Origin of the sequence: Dawidia soli (genome assembly GCF_018598185.1) — a bacterium.
Classification (GTDB): domain Bacteria; phylum Bacteroidota; class Bacteroidia; order Cytophagales; family Cyclobacteriaceae; genus Ohtaekwangia; species Ohtaekwangia soli.
Genome location: NZ_JAHESC010000006.1, coordinates 78423 through 95678, shown reverse-complemented (window position 1 = coordinate 95678; position 17256 = coordinate 78423). Strand labels below are relative to the sequence as shown.

Here is a 17256-nt window from a genome sequence, read left to right as displayed (position 1 = left end):
ATTTATCTTACCCGGCTCATCGGAAACTTCACAGACTTTTCTTTCTCCCCCTGCATCCCCGAGATCACCGCCACCAAAGAATCGTCCCCAACCTGTCTATACGTGATCCGCTGCGGAAAATCGTGCACCGGATTCTCAAAGATCATCTCATTTTCGGTCACCGTCGTCTCCGTAAACGTCACCGGCTGCCCATGATTCTGATCCCGCACCGTCGGGATATACAGCAGCTTACCCCCGCGCATAGCCAGCGCCACCGTCTCCGACGAAACCGTATCCTTCCCCACGACAAAACAACTCCTCCCCGCATACGTCGAATCATCCTTCACCCGCCAGGCCTCGTACAACTCCCCGCGAGACGTACTATTCCGCCACGCCCCCAACAACCACGCCGCAGACTTCAGCCTCCCATAGGGAGTTGCCTCCACAGCCACCGGCTCGTTTCGTTTTGCTTTACTACAAGCACCCGACAAAACGATCAATATCAACACAACGAAACACTTTCGCAGAAGGGTATAATACGGTATCTTCATATCCAAAAATATATAATTCAAAGCACATCTTCCGTACGCATCGCCCGCTCGATCCAACCCCAAAACCAGCCAGGCTTACCGCGACCTTTTAGCGACCTTACAGTGACCTTATAGCGACCTTATAGCGATATTCAGCCATACTAAAGCCATACCAAAGCCAGGGATACGCCATAATAAAGTTATCCCCGACATATCACCCGGCACCACCTCGCACCACCACCAGCATCACGATGCGCCCCAATGGCCCGCATCTGGCGCCGGTCTTTAGTCCCGTTTCGGGGCGAGACCGGTGCCCCGTATGGTGGCGGTCTCCGACCGCCTTCGCCCTTAGGCGCCGTCAGCCCAGTTGCTCCGCATCAAAAAAAAGGGCCTCTCCTTTCAGAGAAGCCCCAGACATATAAACACATTAACCCAATGTCACTTCACAAAATTCCGGCTTACAGTCTTGCCATTGCGAATAAACGTCAACGTATAAAACCCCGGCTGCAGCGACGACACATCGATCTTTTTAGAACCACCCATCGTCATCACCTTCTTACCCGCCTTATCAACGATCTGCACGCTACCGGAAGCAAGATCCTCCGACGACACCACGTTAAGCTCGTTCGCAACCGGGTTCGGATAAATATCAAAAGCCGCAGACTGATCGGGAGCAACCTTCGCACCCTGCAACGACGCAGCAGCACCCTGGCGCGTAATGCGGATCCAATTCAGGTTCCAGCCACCGGCTTGTGCAAACACGCCGAAGTTATAAGTCCCTGCATTGACATAGACCGTATGCGAAACCGTTGTCCAGTTCTGCCATCCACCCGTATTCGGCACATCGAGCGCGCCCAGTACGATTGACCCGGCATTGAGGTCGGCCGACAGACGGCCACCACCGTTCTGGCTGGCAACGCGGTACTCGATAGTATAGTTACCCGAAGTCGGAAAGTTTACATTATAATAAGCCATCCAGTCACCCGCATCGATATAGCCTACATTCAGGCCACCACCTGCATCGGTCGTAGCTTCTGTCTGCACACCCAGCATGGTGCCGTAGTTCTCCGCTTGAATGGTCGTGCTGGAAGTCGGCGGGTTGCCACCACCGTCCTGGTATACCTTCACATAGTCGACGTAATACTTTGCCGGCAGCGCAGCATCGTTCACAGTCCATCCCGGCCAGCGACCACCCACAGCCAGGTTGAGCAGAATAAAGAAGTTGTTATGAAACTCATGTGTGCCGCTCACGCCGTTCGTGATGTCGATCACATGATACTGGTTGCCATCGATGAACCAGCGGATCGTGTTCGCATTCCACTCGATGGTATAGAGGTGATAGCCGGTCACGTTGGTATTGGTAGAGCCACCGTAGCTGGCATACTGATTATTGTTATCAGACCAGTGAACAGTACCGTGAATGTCGCTGCCGGTGTTCACATGCTCCATGATATCGATCTCACCGCAGGCAGGCCAGCCCGCGCCGGTGCTGATGTTGTCACCCAGCATCCAGAAAGCAGGCCAGGAGCCCTGGAAGTTCGGCATGGCGATCCGCGCCTCGATCTTGCCGTAGCGCCACGACTTCTTGCCCTGTGTTTTCATACGGGCCGAAGTATAGGCAGAGCCGTTGAAGTTCTCGCGACGTGCCGTGATCACCAGCTGACCGTTTTCCACCGTGGCATTCTCGCGGCGGTAATATTGCAGCTCCTGGTTCCCCCAGCCATCGCTGCCGGTGCCGGTCTCAAACACCCAGTCGGAGCTGATCCCGTTCGTAAACTCATCCTGCCAGACCAGCTGCCAGTTCTGCGCAAACGCCCCGTTGGCGGCAAATGCCAGCAACGGCAACAGCAGCAGCCGGAGGTTTTGCTCCATCTTCGTAATAATTTTTTTCATAGCATAAAAAGTAAAAGTGAAACAATCCGTTAACACCGGCTGCACCACACAACCGGCATACAATGTTAGGCAGCAGAAAAAGAAAGGAGGAATGCAGTTATTGAACGGCGCCGCGCAATTATTAAATGGCACCCCGTGCACACGCGGAAAAAGTATAGCAACAACCGTCTTACATTAAAAGGGAATATCGCCATTACGGCGATATTCCTTTGTTCATCTGACTATAAAAAGTAGCTTGATCTCTAACGTACCAGGTAACGCACCAGGCCGCTCTGCGATCCGGCACCGATGCGGATCAGGTATAATCCGCCCGGCAACGCCGGCACTTCTACCTGCAATGAGCGCCGGACACCCTGATATTTCCGGTCTACAAGTTGAACGCCATCCGCCTTCATTACCTGTACGGCCACATCGCCGGCGTCTTGTGTGAAGTCGATCGTTACAACCTGGACACGGTTGCTTTCACCGGGATTCGGGTACAGCGTGATCGTCGCACCTTCCGCCGCAAGAGCTTCCACCGCCACACGTTGCTGTGCACCACACGCGCCCTTTAAAACCCAGGCGTCCTGCCAGTACATACCCGTGCCGGGACCATACGCCCACGCAGCGCCGTTACACCAGCCCGAGTACGGCCACTCACGACACTGGTAAATAGAACCACCCTGCTGCACCTGGCTGCCCGCGACATAGCCGCTGTTCTCCACATACAGCGGCACACCCGTGCAACCACCGGTAGGATTCGTTACCGTAACCGTGACCACAGCAGAAGTAGTGCTGACACCTTCATTGTCGGTAGCCTTTGCAGCAAGCGCATAGCTACCCGCGGCAACACCACTCCAGGTATAGGTATACGGAGCAGACGTATCTTCCCCGAGTTTCACACCATCCTGAAAGAATTCAACCTTAGTAACAACACCGTTGTCAGAAGCCGATGCCTGCAATACAACCGTGGCCGGCGCAGTATAAGCCGTTCCGTCCACCGGTGCCGTCAGACTTACTACCGGAGGCGTATTGGTGTTCGGCACCGTTACGGTAATGGCAACAACCGAAGACGTAGCCGTCGTGCCACTGGACGTGGTCACCTTTGCCGTCAGGCTATACGATCCCGCCGCTACATTCGTCCAGGCAAAGGCATACGGAGCGCTGGTATCTTCCCCCAGCTTCACAGTACCCTGAAAGAACTCCACCTTCGTGATCGTGCCACCCGTGCCGGCGCCCGCCGTGGCAGCGAGCTGGATCGAAGCCGGCGCGGTAAACGAGCTCTGCGCCGCAGGCGATGTAATGCTCACCGATGCCGGAGTAACTCCCGTCAGGTAAGGACGCCCGGCATCGAACGCCTTGAGCTGCTCAAAGAACCAACCGTTGTCGCCGGCATTGCCGTTTGCCTCCAGCGAGTTGCCGTTCAGGTTTGTAAAATCTGTACAATCCGCCAGGCCCTTGCCCGCCAGGAAGCCGATAAAGCCGGCGTCAAAGAACTCTTGTTTGTGGGTAAAGAAGTACGGCATAAACGTATCTTCATACCGGTTCACCGTATTCGGCAAGCCCATGTGGCCGATCGAGATCTGCCAGCCGAGCAGCGGCAGGTTAACACCCTGGCCCAGCGTCTTCGACCAGCTTACCCACTTCGCATTTTGTGTATCGTTCCAGTAATAATCCCGACGGTTTTGTTTCACAAACCAGTTCCCCGCGCTCCAACCGTTTTTCTCTACGCCGATAAAGTCACCCCGATCACCCGTAGCAGGCAACAACTGGTTGGCAAACTCAGCGTTGCGTTGGGCTGAATAGGTCACATCACCCTGGTGCCAGTATACCATACCCTTCGCGCCGTCGGCTACGGGAGGCCCGGTAACACCGTTGCCATTCACCGACCAGAAAGACATTAGCAGACCGCTGTAAGAATCGGGAGCGTAGAGGCGCAGCGTGCGGATGATCCCCTGGGCCACACCGCTCAGGGTGTTCGGCAAACCGGCCAGGTGCTCGTAACCGGCACCCAGGTTGCTTACCGTCGCCGGCACCTGACGCGGGTCGGAGACGGTACCTTGCTCGAGTGCATTTTGTAAAAAATAACCCCACGTATCCGGCTCGATCACAAAGATCGCCTTATACCCGTTGCTTTTCTCGGCCACCGTGCGGATGCTCGAGAAGTACTTACGCATAAAGTCTGCATTGCGAATGTTATTTTTCAGCGCAGCCGCGCCACCCTCTTCCTGCAACATATAAATGACGTACGCCGGACGCAGCCCCATCTCCTGCGAATTGCGCGAGTAGTCCGTACCCCACTGGTTAAACAGCCACGACAGCGCGTTGCTGGAAGGATCGACACCGTTGTTTACATACGCATACCGATACCCCAGCTTGACATTTTCTTGCAACGCCTTCTTCATCCGCACATTGATGATGTTGGTATTGTCACTCACCAGGCCCATCTGGAAGTCACCCCACCCCGCCGGAACCGTCGGTGCCGCCTGGGCCGTAACCATCGGCGCCGCCGCGCGGGCCGCCGCCGGCGCACCGAGACCATCCAGGTACGTACGGTTGCTGTTCACAAAACTATTATTGTTCTGGAGAACATCCCAGTTGATAGACCAGGCCATGATCCCGCGCAACGCCGGGTACGTGCCCGTCATGGTATACTGCCCGCCATACGACTGCCCCTTTACGATATAGTTGAATGCTTGCTGCAGCTGTTGGTTCGTTACCTGGCCGCTCCCGGCAGCACCAGCCGAAGCCGGCACCGCGATCACCACCTGGTCGGGGCGTAACGGCGGGAAGAAGTACGAGGGATTGCCACCCACGTTAAAGCCCTTCAACAGCATATCCGTCATAGACACGAGATAGTCCGGATTGCCCGAAGAATACAGCGTACCGTTCAGGCCCATGATCGCCGGCTGGTTATACAACTGCGACTGCACGTACGTGAGCTTATCACGCAACGCATGGATTACCGGGATATACACCCCGGCACGACGGTCTACGCTGGAATGCAACCCCGCATACCACTGGTAGCCCAGTTGCAGGTAGAACGCCTCCGGCGCAAACGTCAGGATAAAGTCGTCACCATAGTGGTTGCAAAGATCGCGGATCGCCCCGATCATCTGGACCACCTTCGGCGACGTAGGATTGCGGAAGTCGGCATCACCCGTCTCCAGCTCCAGCGAGCTTTGCTCCAGGTCGATGTCGATACCATCAAAGCCATATTCGTCAATAATGCTCTTCATGTTGCTGACAAATGTATTGCGCGCAGCAGCAGTCGTCAGCGAGAAGTAACCCTCATACCCGCCGATCGAGATCACGATCTTTTTACCTTGGCTTTGCAACAGCTTGATATCAGATTTGAAGTTGGCGACGGTATAGTCGGCCGTCGCACCGGCCAGCACGAACTTCACCTGGCCGTTGGTGCTGCCCACCGTCACCGGTTCAACAAAGGATATGTTGATCACATCCCACTTGGGTGATACGTCGCGCAGCTTCACAAACGGCACGCCACCACCCCAGCTATGCCAATATCCGCTCATGATGCGCGCCGGCAATCCACCCGTGTTGACGTCTCCTGCCGTGATCGACACCGCAGCCGACTCCTTCGTAAAACCACTGTTGTCCGTAGCACGGGCGACCAGCGTGTGATATCCTGGTGTGGTCGTCCAGGAAATGCTATAGGGAGCGGAAGCATCTTCGCCGATCTTCACGCCATCCACCAGGAACTCGACCTTCGTTACTGTACCGTCCGCATCGCTCGCCGTAACCGCAATAGTGATCGCTTGCCCTACCGGGAAATTGGTACCGGCCGTCGGCGCCGTGATGTTGACAGAAGGACCGTTGTTCCCTCCCGTGCAGTCGCCCAGGAGCTCCCAGGCGTTGTCCCACGCCCAGCCGATACCCGGCTCGTACGCGCCGCCGAGTGAGCACCATCCACCCACCTCGCACTTATATTTCTTATTATTGTATTGAACCTCGTCACCCGTGTTATACGCTGATCCATTTACATAGGCCGGTACGGTACAACCACCCCCGGTGTTACCGTTTACAGTAACCGAGGCCGTGGCCGAAGTACCCGTAGCCCCGGCATTATCCGTAGCCACCGCCCGCAGGGTATAGGAACCCGCCGGCACACTGGCCCAGGCATAGCTATAGGGCGCGGACGTGTCTTCGCCCAGCAATGTCGTGCCGTTGAAGAATCCAACCTTCGTCACCGTGCCATCGGCATCGCTCGCGGTGGCCGTCAGCGTAATGCTGGCGGGAGCCGTAAACGTTGCGCCGTTGGCCGGCGCTGTGAGCGTTGCCACGGGGCTGGCATTGGTAGCACCCGTCACGGTAATGCTCACCGCGGCCGTCGTAGCGGTACCACCGGCGTTGTCCGTAGCACGGGCCGTGAGGCTATACGTACCGCTTCCCACACCCGTCCAGGTATAGCTATAAGGTGTCGAAGTATCTTCGCCCAGTAGCGTAGAGCCCGCGTAGAAGCCCACCTTCGCCACGGTGCCATCGGCATCGCTCGCCGTCGCCGTCAGCGTAATGCTGGCAGGAGCGGCAAAAGACGCGCCGTTGGCCGGGGCCGTCAGCGACACCGTGGGGTTGACGTTCGTACCACCGCCGTCACACGGGCCGATATAACGCCACACATCCCACTCGCCGCTGCGCGTTTCGGGGTTCTCTCCCTGTGTCCACCAGCGGGCTTCGTATATTTTATTATTCAACGAAACACGCGCCCCGCCGGTATAAACATTGGTCGCCGTCCACACAGGATCGGTACAGGCAACGCACGTCTCATCCCGATCAACCCGGGACGAAGCCTGCGCGGCCGTAATGCAAAAGATCAGTAACAATACCGCGAACCATCGCCGGTATGCCATCCGGCCCGCGGCCGGAGTATAGTATCTTATCATGAACGTAATAGAATAGATCGTTACTTAACCAGGTAGCGTTGTGTCGTGCTCTTCGCGCCGTGCTGCAGACGGATCAGGTATAAGCCGGCCGGCAAAGCGGGGATCTCTATGTCCAGCGTCGGGCCGGTCGGAGTATATTGCCGGCTGTAAACACCTGCGCCATCCAGCGTCTTAACCTCCACGGTTGCAACACTGGGCGATGTACCCAGGCCAAACGTAACAGTAGCCGTACGACCGGTAACCCCCGGGTTGGGATATACCGCCACGCTTTCAGCCGCTGCTGCACGGGCCTGTACAGCCGCGGTCGAAGCACCACAGGCGGAAACAAACACCCACGCATCCTGCCAGTACGTACCGGTACCGGGACCATACGCCCACGCAGCACCGTTACACCAGCCGGAGTACGGCCACTCACGGCACTGATACACGCCACCGGCATTTTGCACCTGGCTGCCGGCCACATAACCGCCGTTCTCTACATATTGCGGGGCATTGCAACCGCCCGTGGGATTGGACACCGTAATGCTTACAGCCGACGATGTCGTCGAGGCATTTTGATTATCCGTTGCGCGGGCCGTAATGCTATAAGTACCCGCCGTCACACCGGTCCAGGTATAGCTATAAGGAGACGACGTATCTTCGCCCAGCTTTGTGCTGCCCTGGAAGAACTCTACTTTACTGACCGAGCCATTGGCGTCGCTGGCGTTTGCTGCGATCGTCACAGAAGCGGGTGCCGTAAACGTCGCGCCACTCGTCGGCGAGGTCAGGCTTACTACCGGCGGTGTATTGCCGCCGGCTGTCGCCGTAATAGATACCGATGAAGAGGTTGTCGTCGCGCCCTGGTTGTCCGTAGCGACAGCCGTCAGCGTATAGCTGCCCGCGCCGACGTTGTTCCAGGTAAACGCATACGGTGCGGAAGAGTCTTCGCCCAGCAACGTGCCGTTCTGGAAGAACGCCACCTTCGTTACCGAGCCGTCGCTGTCCGACGCATTGGCCGACAGCGAAACCGTAGCGGGTGCCGTAAACGTTGCACCATTGGCCGGCGACGAGAGGCTCACCGTAGGAGCATTGTTGCCGCCGCCCAGGCTGCTGAAGTACGCATAGTGATTGTTCACAAAAGCATCGCCCTGTGTCTTATCCCAGTTGACCGACCAGGTCATGATCCCCCGCAGGTTCGGATAGGTACGGTTGGTAACATACGCGCTGCCATACGAAATACCTTTGATCAGGTAGTTCAACGCCTGGTGTACTTGTGCAGGAGCAACATAACCACCCGCGGGCGCAGCGCCCGTGCCGGTAGCCGGTAAACCGAATGCTACCTGGTCTTCGCGTAACGCCGGGAAGACATTGGCCGCATTACGCCCTACCGGGAAGCCCTTCAGCAGCATGTCCGTCATGGCCACGATAAAGTCGGCCGTACCCTGGTTATAGATCTTCTCGTCGAGCGCCACCTGCGAACCCGTGTTATAATACTGCACGTGTACAAACGTGAGCAGGTCGCGCAGACCGTGCAGCACCGGCAGGTAGCCGCCAAACGCCGTACCATAGAAGCCGTAGCCGCCTTGCACATACTGCGTTTCCGGAGCCGACGTCAGCCAGAAATTCTTACCCTGGCCGCGGAAGTAGGTGACCAGCTCACGCGAAGCGGCGATCAGGTTGCTGATCTTCGGCGTCGTGGGATTTTTAAAATCGGTATCACCGGGATTCAGGATCACCGACGTGCCTTCGAGGTCGATGTCATAACCGTCAAACCCGTATTCGGTGATGATCGACTTCATCGAGTTTACAAACTTCGTGCGGTCGGCCGCCGTGTGCAGCTCGACAGGTGCATCGGCACCGCCGATCGAGATCTGTACGCGACGTCCCTGCGCCTGCAACGCGCGGATGTCGGCAATAAACTCCGCCTTCGACTGTTGCAGCGGTTCAAAGTGCATGGTCATGTCGCCGGGAGCAACCGGTACGGCAAACGCAATGTTGATGACGTTATACTTGGAGTTCACGTCACGCAAGCGAATGTAGGGAGCAGAAGCATTGTTCCAGTTGTGGAAGTAGCCAACCACGACGCGGTTGCCCAATTGAGCCTGGGCCGGTAACGCCGGCAACAGGATGCCAAGCAGGCATACCACCGCCGCCAGGCGCAACACTACCTTGGGGAGTTTTGTAGAAATTGTGTTCATCTGTTTGTTGTGTATGGTTTGAAAAATAGAGTACATGCGAACAGGCATCGGGTGCCTTGCGGCAGGCAAGTTCGCCATGAACACAGGCGTCCTGAAATGTAGTTATTGAATGGCAACAGGCATTTATTGAATGGTTATTCAGCCGGCAGTGTGCGGAACGCACATAGGAAATGTGAGCTTTGCCTGCACTGGCATACGACGGTTCAAAACCGTAGCTTTGCCATCGACAAACAGATCGCTATGCATTGGATATTGCTTATCGTGGCGGGCTTGCTGGAAGTAGGCTTTGCTACCTCGCTCGGAAAAGCGCGCGAAGCCACCGGCACCACAGCCCAGTGGTGGTACGCCAGCTTCCTGGCGTGCCTCACGCTCAGCATGTATTTGCTCATGCGCGCCACCGAAACATTGCCCCTCGGCACGGCATACGCCGTATGGACGGGCATTGGCGCCGTCGGTACCGTGTTGGTAGGGATCTTTATCTTTCACGAGCCCGCCAGCTTCTGGCGGCTGTTCTTTATCACAACATTGATTCTTTCCATCGTCGGACTCAAAGCCCTGTCGCCGCATTAACGGGGTGCCTGCACGGCAAACCCGGCGTGTGCTACGGGCAGATTGCGCAGCGCCTGCTGCACATGCCGTTCGTCGTGGGCGATCAGGAACGCAAACACATCGCCCAACCGCAGCCGGATAAAAGACGCAATGGAAATCGGTACACGCGTAGCCGTCAGGTCGGCCCGGCGCGCCCGCGCGAGCAGCGTCAGCAGCGTCTCTTGCTGATGAATGAACTCGGCTACGATAGCATGCGCATCCAGGTCGGGCGGTGGAGCATAGGCCTTCATGGCCTTGATCTTACGCGTGCCGGTCTCCGGCTGCATCATACGGGTAAAGTAACGGCCCAGCCACGTGCTGGTAAATGCCGGCGCATCGCGTTGCCCTTCGTGACGCTCCAACGCCCGGTCGATCGCCGGCAAATAGAAATGACCATAGCGATTCAGGTGCTCCAGGCATTGTGCAATGCTCCAGCCACCCGTCACAGACGGCTTCAGCAACACCACGCTGTCCTGATTCTGAAAATGATAAACAGCGTTCTGCAGATGTCGCTCGACGCCGGCCTCCAGGCCGTCCAGCCACACGTGTTTGTCTACGGATTTCATGTACTCGAAAATTTGAACGGCACAAAGATGCGCCGGCAACCGGATGGAATTGTTGGTAAATACCAGGATTTTCAGATCCGCACACGGTTCATAAACTTGCTGAAGTTGGTGGCATCGATGCCCAGGTAGTTGGCCAGGTACTTGTGCGGCACCAACTGTAAGATATGCGGGCTGCGTTGCAACAACCGCTTGAACTTATCCTCCGACGAAAAGCACTGCAGTTCCACCAGCCGCTCCAGCACCCCCGAAAGTGTCACGTTCAGGCTCAACCGTACCATGGCCGAAATAGCAGGACGGGTGTCCATCAGCCGCTGCATCTCGGCAAAAGGCGTCCGGAGGAACACCGACGGCGTCAGCGTCTCATAAAAATACCGCGACGGACGCTGCATCAGCAGCGAATCCAGCACACCGCCAAACGAAGGCGCATAGGTAAAAACGATCGTCGCCTCCCGCGCCTGCTCGTCGGTATAGAACACCCGTTGCACACCCTCCTCTACAAAATACAGATAGCGCTCCACATCGCCCGCGCGGGTGATGATCTCCTTGCGACGGGCCGTGGTACGCGTCCAGATCGCAGCCATCAGTGTCCAGTCTTCCTCCGGCAGGGCAACATGCGTCTGGAGGGCTTGCTTCAGGGGATGGTCGTCAGGCAGTGTCATGCGTTCAACGCGGGATCGATTCTCGCGCTGTCCAATTTAATGACTAAATTCTGAACCGGCAGACCCCACCCGGCGTTTTACGCATATGGCACATGGAAACTTTTCTACCCTGGTCAACAGCGAGAAGCTCACGTTCGTAGATTTCTCCGCAGAATGGTGCGGCCCCTGTAAAACAATGGCCCCGATCCTCGAAGACCTCAAATCGCGCATAGGCGACAAAGCCCGCATCATCAAGATCGACATCGACCGGAACCCGCAGGCCGCCGCCGCCTACCAGGTGCAAAGCGTGCCAACCCTCATGCTCTTCAAGAACGGCAACGTGGTGTGGCGGCAATCCGGCGTCGTACCGGCACATTTCCTGCAACAGGTCATCAACGAGCACGCCTGACACCCGCATCTATCGCCGGCCCGCGGTAGCCACGATGTCTGACACCTCGAGTATTTTTTTATTGTACCCATACCGGGTAACGTCGATCATCGAAAGACCAAGCTCGCGCAGGGTAATAAAAGCCTTGGGAAACAACGCACGACCGATGGGATACATCCAGCCGATAAATTTGTAAAGCGTCAGAACATTCTTCGCTCCCCTATCCGGTTTCATAAAGCCAGGCCGGTACGCAAACACCTGCCGGAACGGAAGCTTCATCAGATCGTTCTCAGTCTTGCCTTTGATCCGCGCCCACATCACGCGCCCCTGCTCCGTGCTGTCCGTACTCGCACCCGACACATAACAGAACGTCATCTGCGGGTTACCCGCGCTGAGAACACCGGCAACGTGTAGCGTCAGCGTATGGGTGATCTTGAAATACTCCGCCTCGGAAAGCCCAACCACCGAAACACCCAAACAGAAATAGCACGCATCATACCCCACGAGCTGATCCTGTATCGGCGACAGGTCATAAAAGTCACGGTGAACGATCTCGCGCAGCTTGGAATGCGTAACACCACAAGGCTTCCGGTTGATCACGAGCACCGCTTCGACATGCGGGTTACGCAGACATTCATGCAATACCCCTTCCCCCACCATGCCGGTAGCACCGGTTATTATTACACGCAAGTTGGATACAGTTGTCATAGGATCGATACGGGATTTAATAATGAGATAGCCGCTACACCAGCGAAGGCGCCACGCCATAGGTTTTCTTAAAAGCAAAGGAAAAGTGCGACAGATCTTCAAAGCCCACTTCCAGGTAAACATCCGACGGCCGGCGACCCTTCTCCTTGATCTGGTAGTGTGCCTCCTGCAGCCGCTTCTGCAACAGCCAGCGGCTCGGCGACATGTGGAACACCTTTTCAAAATCACGCTTGAAGGTTGCAACACTCCGCCCGGTGAGATAAGCAAAACGCTTAAGCTCCACGTTGAAAGTAAAGTGCTGTTTCATATACGCCTCCAGGTCGATCTTGCCCGGCTCGCTGAAGTCAAACAACATCTGCTTCACCGCCGGATCCAGCTGCACCAGCAAAAGCACCGCCTCATGGGTCTTTAAGACCGTGATCGCCTCCAACGATTGGCTGGCATTACTTTCATAAGGAACCAGCGAAGCAGCATACGCCGCATACAACGGATCACGACGCAGCTGAACGATGGACTTGCCGGTATAAGGATTGACGGCCTTGGGCACATCCGTCAAAGCAAAGTCACGCAGCCGCTCCTGGCTGAAGAACACCGTAATGCTCCGCATCTGCCCGCTCGCACCGGGATACTTCACCGACCGCACCAGCTGGTTTCGCTTCACCAGCAGCGTATCACCCGCCTGATACGTTTGCCTGTCAGCCCCCGTATCGATCGCAAGACTGCCCTCGAATATATGGGTAAAAGCATGCTGCGAAAGGAACTTCTCACTCTCACGCTTGATATCGGTATTACAGGAATAAAGCACCTGGGGAAGACGCTCCTCATCACCATCCTTGCTCATGACATATCGTATTTTTGTGTGTTAAGACGACACCGCCCGCGAACTATTGTACTCCCAGGCCTCCAACCACAAAGTTCCATCCCCCCGCAAGATAACACTTTGTTAAAAAGCTCAATATCCTTTGCCCCAAAGCTCAACACCACGGCACATCCGGCGCGAGGCATTGTCACAAATCAAGCACCGTACTAATAATTTCTATCCCAGACTTTTGCGCCAGCAAAAAAGCTTAAGAGGTAGTAGGGGCGCAGTCCCTACACACACACACAAGCATCTGGCGCAAGTCTTCCGACCGAAGGGAGGGCGACTTGTGCCCAGCACTCTTCGTGCACCTAATGGAGGGGGTCTCCCGACCCCCGGCCGCCCCGTAAATTGTTTTCGAGGCCCACAGGCAACAGCCATCACTTGTATTTACAACACGATACATCGCACACACCTGGCAAGTCTGAGCGAAGCAGAGATCCCGATAGTCGGGAGTGCCTGATACTGTATCCAGTCTTCGACTGCCGTCGGCACCCCGTCTGCAAAATGACAACCCCACCCCCCTTCTGTTTCATACAACTCCCATATAATTTTCCCAATTTCCCCAATAATTAATTATGTACTTAAGTTAATAATATATTTCAACCCGTATATTCACAATCAGATAACCACGTTGTTGGTTGGCTTTAGCATGTAGCGAAAGGGTTATCTCAAAAGCGCCGTCGCGCCTCCTTTATTCTCTCACTAAACCTATCCTCCGGCATTCGCCTCAAGCAAATGCACACGCTCCTATTGTCTTTGATTTATAACGATATGTTCCACGTAAAACAAAATGTTCCATGAAAGCACCCCCCAGGAAAAACCTCACAGGAATCCTCGCGCTGCTATCACTGCCCCTCTGGGCACAGCAGCATGACGTCGTATCGGTCGCCGGCGACTCGTTCGTACAGGCCACCGGTTCACTGACCTTCACCCTCGGTGAAGTCGCCATCGAAACCGTGCCCGCCCCACACAAAAGCCTGACACAAGGCTTTCATCAGCCGCGGCTATCGGTAAAGAACTTTCGCCCCGGTCAGGAAAATGATCAGCCGTTCTTCGCCTATCCCAATCCCGTAGGGACGCGACTCTACCTCCAAAGCCGCCGGCAGCTGCCGGGCGCCCGGTATACGGTATTGGATCTGCGCGGCCTCCCGGTACGCGAAGGTCCGGTCACCGAGCTGACCGAGATCTCGTTCGATGCATTACCACCCGCCACCTATGTGCTGCAGATAAAAAAGCAGTCGGCGCTCATTCAAACCTTCAAGATCACCAGGCAATGATGTAATCTCTAAATCACTTTTGTCTATACGTTTAAAAAAATCCCATTATGAAAAAACTGTCTATAATCGTATCCCTCCTGTTCATCGGCGTAGCGGCATTGGCCCAGGTGCCGGCAGGCTTTAAATATCAAGCCATCATCCGCGATGCCGGCGGCGAGCTCAAAACCAACGCTTCCGCGACCATCGGCATCAGCATTGTACAGGGCAGTGCCGAAGGCCAGCCCGTCTATACCGAATCCCACCACGTAACGTCTACTGAAACGGGGCTCATCAACCTCACCATCGGTGAAGGCGCCGACCGACCGCGCGAGCTGTCCACCATAGACTGGGCCAACGGGCCATACTTCCTGCGCGTGAGCGTCGACGGGCAGTTCTTCGGCTCCAGCCAGCTCATGAGCGTGCCCTATGCACTGTATGCGCTCACGTCGGGCAGCGGCGGCGCCTCCGCGCTCAATGCCGACAGCGTCTGGAGCCTGTACGGAAATGCCGGCACCACCGCCAATAACTTTCTGGGTACCACAGACGACACCCCGCTGGTGATCCGCACCAACAACAAACCCCGCGTGCGCATCAATACCGGCGGACAGATCGAGCCCCTCGGTACGGGTGGCTCGGTATTCCTAGGCGAGTACGCCGGCGAGAACGACGACCAAACCGACAACTTCAATACATTTGTCGGAAGTCAGGCCGGTCAATCCAATAATACCGGCAGCCAGAACACGGCAATAGGATATCGTTCGTTGCGTACGAACACCCAGGGCAGCTTCAACACAGCGGTGGGAATGCACGCCGCTACCACCAACGCCTACGGCAATTATAACTCCGCATTCGGCACCTATGCTTTATATTTTAACACCTGGGGCACCAACAACGTTGCCGTGGGACATGCTGCATTGTACAGCAATGATGGGTCCGGCAACGTCGCTGTGGGTGTACAGGCACTCACGTCCAATCAAAACGGCACGGCGAATACCGCTACCGGTAACAATGCGCTCCGCGCCAACACCACGGGAAGCTATAACACAGCAGCCGGTCAGAGCGCGCTGCTCGGCAACACCTCCGGCCGTAACAACGTTGCGCTCGGTATGGAAGCCATGGTATATAACTCCACCGGCAGTTTTAATACCGCCGCAGGCTCCCGCTCCCTGTATGCCACCACCACCGGCGCCTCCAACAGCGCCCTGGGCCACGAAGCCCTCTTTGCCAATACCACCGCCAGCTTCAACACCGCCCTCGGCTGGCGGGCCCTGCATCTAAACCAGACCGGCGCGCAAAACACCGCCACCGGTGCCTTGGCCCTCTATCGCAATACCGGTTCTAACAATACCGCAACGGGCTATCGCGCGTTATACGCCAACACAACGGGAACGTCAAACACGGCCGTCGGCCACGAAGCCCTGACCAGCATAACGACCGCCAACAACAATACCGCCTTGGGGTATCAGGCGCTCCAGGCCGAGCAACAGGGTGATCAAAATACCGCCGTCGGCGCGCTGGCGCTTGCCAACAACCATTCTACCAGCAACGTAGCCGTGGGCTATAAAGCCATGTTCTCAAATAACGAGGGTAGTGCAAACACCGCGATCGGCACCGAAGCGCTTGCCGCCAACGTCAACGGCGTAGTCAACACTGCCGTAGGTCACACCGCGCTCAGCAAGAATGTAACGGGTCTTGGCAATACCGCCATCGGCGCTTATGCCCTGATCGACAACGTCTCGGGTAAATACAACAGCGCACTCGGCAATCTTGCAGCAGCACAAAACATCACGGGCAGTGACAACGTCGCCATCGGCCCCTTCGCATCCTATGGGAATTTGGACGGCAACCAGAACACCGCCATCGGCCGTAGTGCTTTGGCCAACAACCATGCTTCCAATAACACAGCCGTTGGTGCACTGGCGCTCCAGGTTTCACGGGAGGGTGATGGCAACGTAGCCGTGGGCGTAAAAGCCCTGAACCAAAGCGACAACGGGCGCGTGAACACGGCCGTGGGCCTTGGCGCCATGGAAAACAACCTCTATGGTTCCTTTAATACAGCGATAGGCGTTGCGACACTGGCTGCGAACATCGGCGGCAGCCATAACACGGCCGTCGGCGCCAACGCGTTTCTCAACGGTACGGCCTACACCAACTCCACGGCTATTGGCTTCGAAGCCGACGTAACGGCCTCCAACGAAGTACGCATCGGCAACCGGTCCGTTACTAAGATCGGTGGCCAGGTGAACTGGAGCGCCGCTTCCGACGGCCGCTTTAAAACCGGCATCCGCGAAAATGTACCCGGCCTGGAGTTTATCACCCGCTTGCGCCCGGTGACATATCGCATCAACCACGCCGTCATTGCCGCGCGTGAAAGCACCCAAGGCATTCCCGCCGACCTGACAGTACACACGGGTTTCATCGCCCAGGAAGTAGAAGCCGCCGCCAGGGCCATACAATTCGACTTCAGCGGTGTGAACGCACCGGTCAACGCGCAAGACTGGTATAGTCTGAGCTATGCCGAGTTTGTCGTACCCCTGGTCAAAGCCGTCCAGGAACAACAGATCCTGCTGAAGGACCTGCAGGCGCAGCTGGAAGCGCAAGCAGCCCTGTTGAAGGAACAACAACAGGTCATCGGGGAGCTTATCAGAAACGACAAAGCCAACGCGTCACAACATAACACAACACCGGTCGCACGAGCCGGTAACTGACACACCCCTGTAACGGAAAAGGCCCGGCACCCCACCGGGCCCTTTCTATACACTTCTCCTATTTGCTATTTTAATAGGCG

The 17256-nt window shown here is 56.4% G+C and carries 12 protein-coding genes; 4 read left to right on the top strand and 8 right to left on the bottom strand.

Going from position 1 to position 17256, the window contains the following annotated elements; genetic code table 11:
* Positions 1 to 2: 2 nt before the first annotated feature.
* The 4 genes from KK078_RS06080 to KK078_RS06065 all read right to left on the bottom strand — a co-directional run bounded on the left by KK078_RS06080 (position 3) and on the right by KK078_RS06065 (position 9462).
* Positions 3 to 530 (bottom strand): DUF6265 family protein, encoded by a 528-nt coding sequence (locus KK078_RS06080; protein ID WP_254089355.1) that lies wholly within the window; start codon positions 528 to 530, stop codon positions 3 to 5.
* A 417-nt stretch (positions 531 to 947) separates the two neighbouring features.
* On the bottom strand, positions 948 to 2402 hold the full coding sequence (locus KK078_RS06075) for a carbohydrate-binding protein (RefSeq protein ID WP_254089354.1): 1455 nt from the start codon (positions 2400 to 2402) through the stop codon (positions 948 to 950).
* A 242-nt stretch (positions 2403 to 2644) separates the two neighbouring features.
* Positions 2645 to 7285, bottom strand: coding sequence for an Ig-like domain-containing protein (locus KK078_RS06070; RefSeq protein WP_317195871.1), 4641 nt, complete (start codon positions 7283 to 7285; stop codon positions 2645 to 2647).
* 20 nt (positions 7286 to 7305) lie between these two features.
* Positions 7306 to 9462 (bottom strand): Ig-like domain-containing protein, encoded by a 2157-nt coding sequence (locus tag KK078_RS06065; protein ID WP_254089353.1) that lies wholly within the window; start codon positions 9460 to 9462, stop codon positions 7306 to 7308.
* Positions 9463 to 9702: 240 nt separating this feature from the next.
* Here KK078_RS06065 and KK078_RS06060 point away from each other — a divergent pair, with 240 nt between their 5' ends.
* Entirely contained in the window at positions 9703 to 10032 is a 330-nt protein-coding gene (locus KK078_RS06060; RefSeq protein ID WP_254089352.1) for a DMT family transporter, read from the top strand.
* On the opposite strand, the gene KK078_RS06055 is transcribed toward KK078_RS06060, so the two are convergent.
* Both KK078_RS06055 and KK078_RS06050 read right to left on the bottom strand, forming a co-directional pair.
* Positions 10029 to 10616, bottom strand: a complete 588-nt coding sequence (locus KK078_RS06055) for a DinB family protein (protein ID WP_254089351.1) — start codon at positions 10614 to 10616, stop codon at positions 10029 to 10031. The two genes, KK078_RS06060 and KK078_RS06055, sit on opposite strands and share 4 nt — an antisense overlap.
* Positions 10617 to 10687: 71 nt before the next feature.
* On the bottom strand, positions 10688 to 11275 hold the full coding sequence (locus tag KK078_RS06050) for a Crp/Fnr family transcriptional regulator (protein WP_254089350.1): 588 nt from the start codon (positions 11273 to 11275) through the stop codon (positions 10688 to 10690).
* Between the two features lie 85 nt (positions 11276 to 11360).
* On the opposite strand from KK078_RS06050, the gene trxA reads away from it, so the two are divergent.
* Complete coding sequence (gene trxA, locus KK078_RS06045) at positions 11361 to 11663, top strand: thioredoxin (protein WP_254089349.1); 303 nt, start codon at positions 11361 to 11363, stop codon at positions 11661 to 11663.
* 9 nt (positions 11664 to 11672) lie between these two features.
* Here the strand turns inward: trxA and KK078_RS06040 are convergent, their stop codons facing one another.
* Both KK078_RS06040 and KK078_RS06035 read right to left on the bottom strand, forming a co-directional pair.
* Positions 11673 to 12350: an NAD-dependent epimerase/dehydratase family protein gene (locus KK078_RS06040; RefSeq protein ID WP_254089348.1), complete on the bottom strand. Its 678-nt coding sequence runs from the start codon at positions 12348 to 12350 to the stop codon at positions 11673 to 11675.
* 34 nt (positions 12351 to 12384) lie between these two features.
* The gene (locus tag KK078_RS06035) at positions 12385 to 13191 is read right to left on the bottom strand and encodes a helix-turn-helix domain-containing protein (RefSeq protein ID WP_254089347.1); all 807 of its coding nucleotides are present in this window, start codon (positions 13189 to 13191) and stop codon (positions 12385 to 12387) included.
* A gap of 818 nt (positions 13192 to 14009) precedes the next feature.
* Here KK078_RS06035 and KK078_RS06030 point away from each other — a divergent pair.
* On the top strand, positions 14010 to 14489 hold the full coding sequence (locus KK078_RS06030; protein ID WP_254089346.1) for a T9SS type A sorting domain-containing protein: 480 nt from the start codon (positions 14010 to 14012) through the stop codon (positions 14487 to 14489).
* A 47-nt stretch (positions 14490 to 14536) separates the two neighbouring features.
* Positions 14537 to 17176, top strand: coding sequence for a tail fiber domain-containing protein (locus KK078_RS06025; RefSeq protein ID WP_254089345.1), 2640 nt, complete (start codon positions 14537 to 14539; stop codon positions 17174 to 17176).
* The last annotated feature ends 80 nt before the right edge of the window (positions 17177 to 17256 follow it).

Excerpts from the sequence above, each read along its gene's own strand:
- KK078_RS06080 (WP_254089355.1), bottom strand. The coding sequence starts at position 530 with ATGAAGATACCGTATTATACCCTTCTGCGAAAGTGTTTCGTTGTGTTG.
- KK078_RS06075 (WP_254089354.1), bottom strand. The coding sequence starts at position 2,402 with ATGAAAAAAATTATTACGAAGATGGAGCAAAACCTCCGGCTGCTGCTG.
- KK078_RS06070 (WP_317195871.1), bottom strand. The coding sequence starts at position 7,285 with ATGATAAGATACTATACTCCGGCCGCGGGCCGGATGGCATACCGGCGA.
- KK078_RS06065 (WP_254089353.1), bottom strand. The coding sequence starts at position 9,462 with ATGAACACAATTTCTACAAAACTCCCCAAGGTAGTGTTGCGCCTGGCG.
- KK078_RS06060 (WP_254089352.1), top strand. The coding sequence starts at position 9,703 with ATGCATTGGATATTGCTTATCGTGGCGGGCTTGCTGGAAGTAGGCTTT.
- KK078_RS06055 (WP_254089351.1), bottom strand. The coding sequence starts at position 10,616 with ATGAAATCCGTAGACAAACACGTGTGGCTGGACGGCCTGGAGGCCGGC.
- KK078_RS06050 (WP_254089350.1), bottom strand. The coding sequence starts at position 11,275 with ATGACACTGCCTGACGACCATCCCCTGAAGCAAGCCCTCCAGACGCAT.
- trxA (WP_254089349.1), top strand. The coding sequence starts at position 11,361 with ATGGCACATGGAAACTTTTCTACCCTGGTCAACAGCGAGAAGCTCACG.
- KK078_RS06040 (WP_254089348.1), bottom strand. The coding sequence starts at position 12,350 with ATGACAACTGTATCCAACTTGCGTGTAATAATAACCGGTGCTACCGGC.
- KK078_RS06035 (WP_254089347.1), bottom strand. The coding sequence starts at position 13,191 with ATGAGCAAGGATGGTGATGAGGAGCGTCTTCCCCAGGTGCTTTATTCC.
- KK078_RS06030 (WP_254089346.1), top strand. The coding sequence starts at position 14,010 with ATGAAAGCACCCCCCAGGAAAAACCTCACAGGAATCCTCGCGCTGCTA.
- KK078_RS06025 (WP_254089345.1), top strand. The coding sequence starts at position 14,537 with ATGAAAAAACTGTCTATAATCGTATCCCTCCTGTTCATCGGCGTAGCG.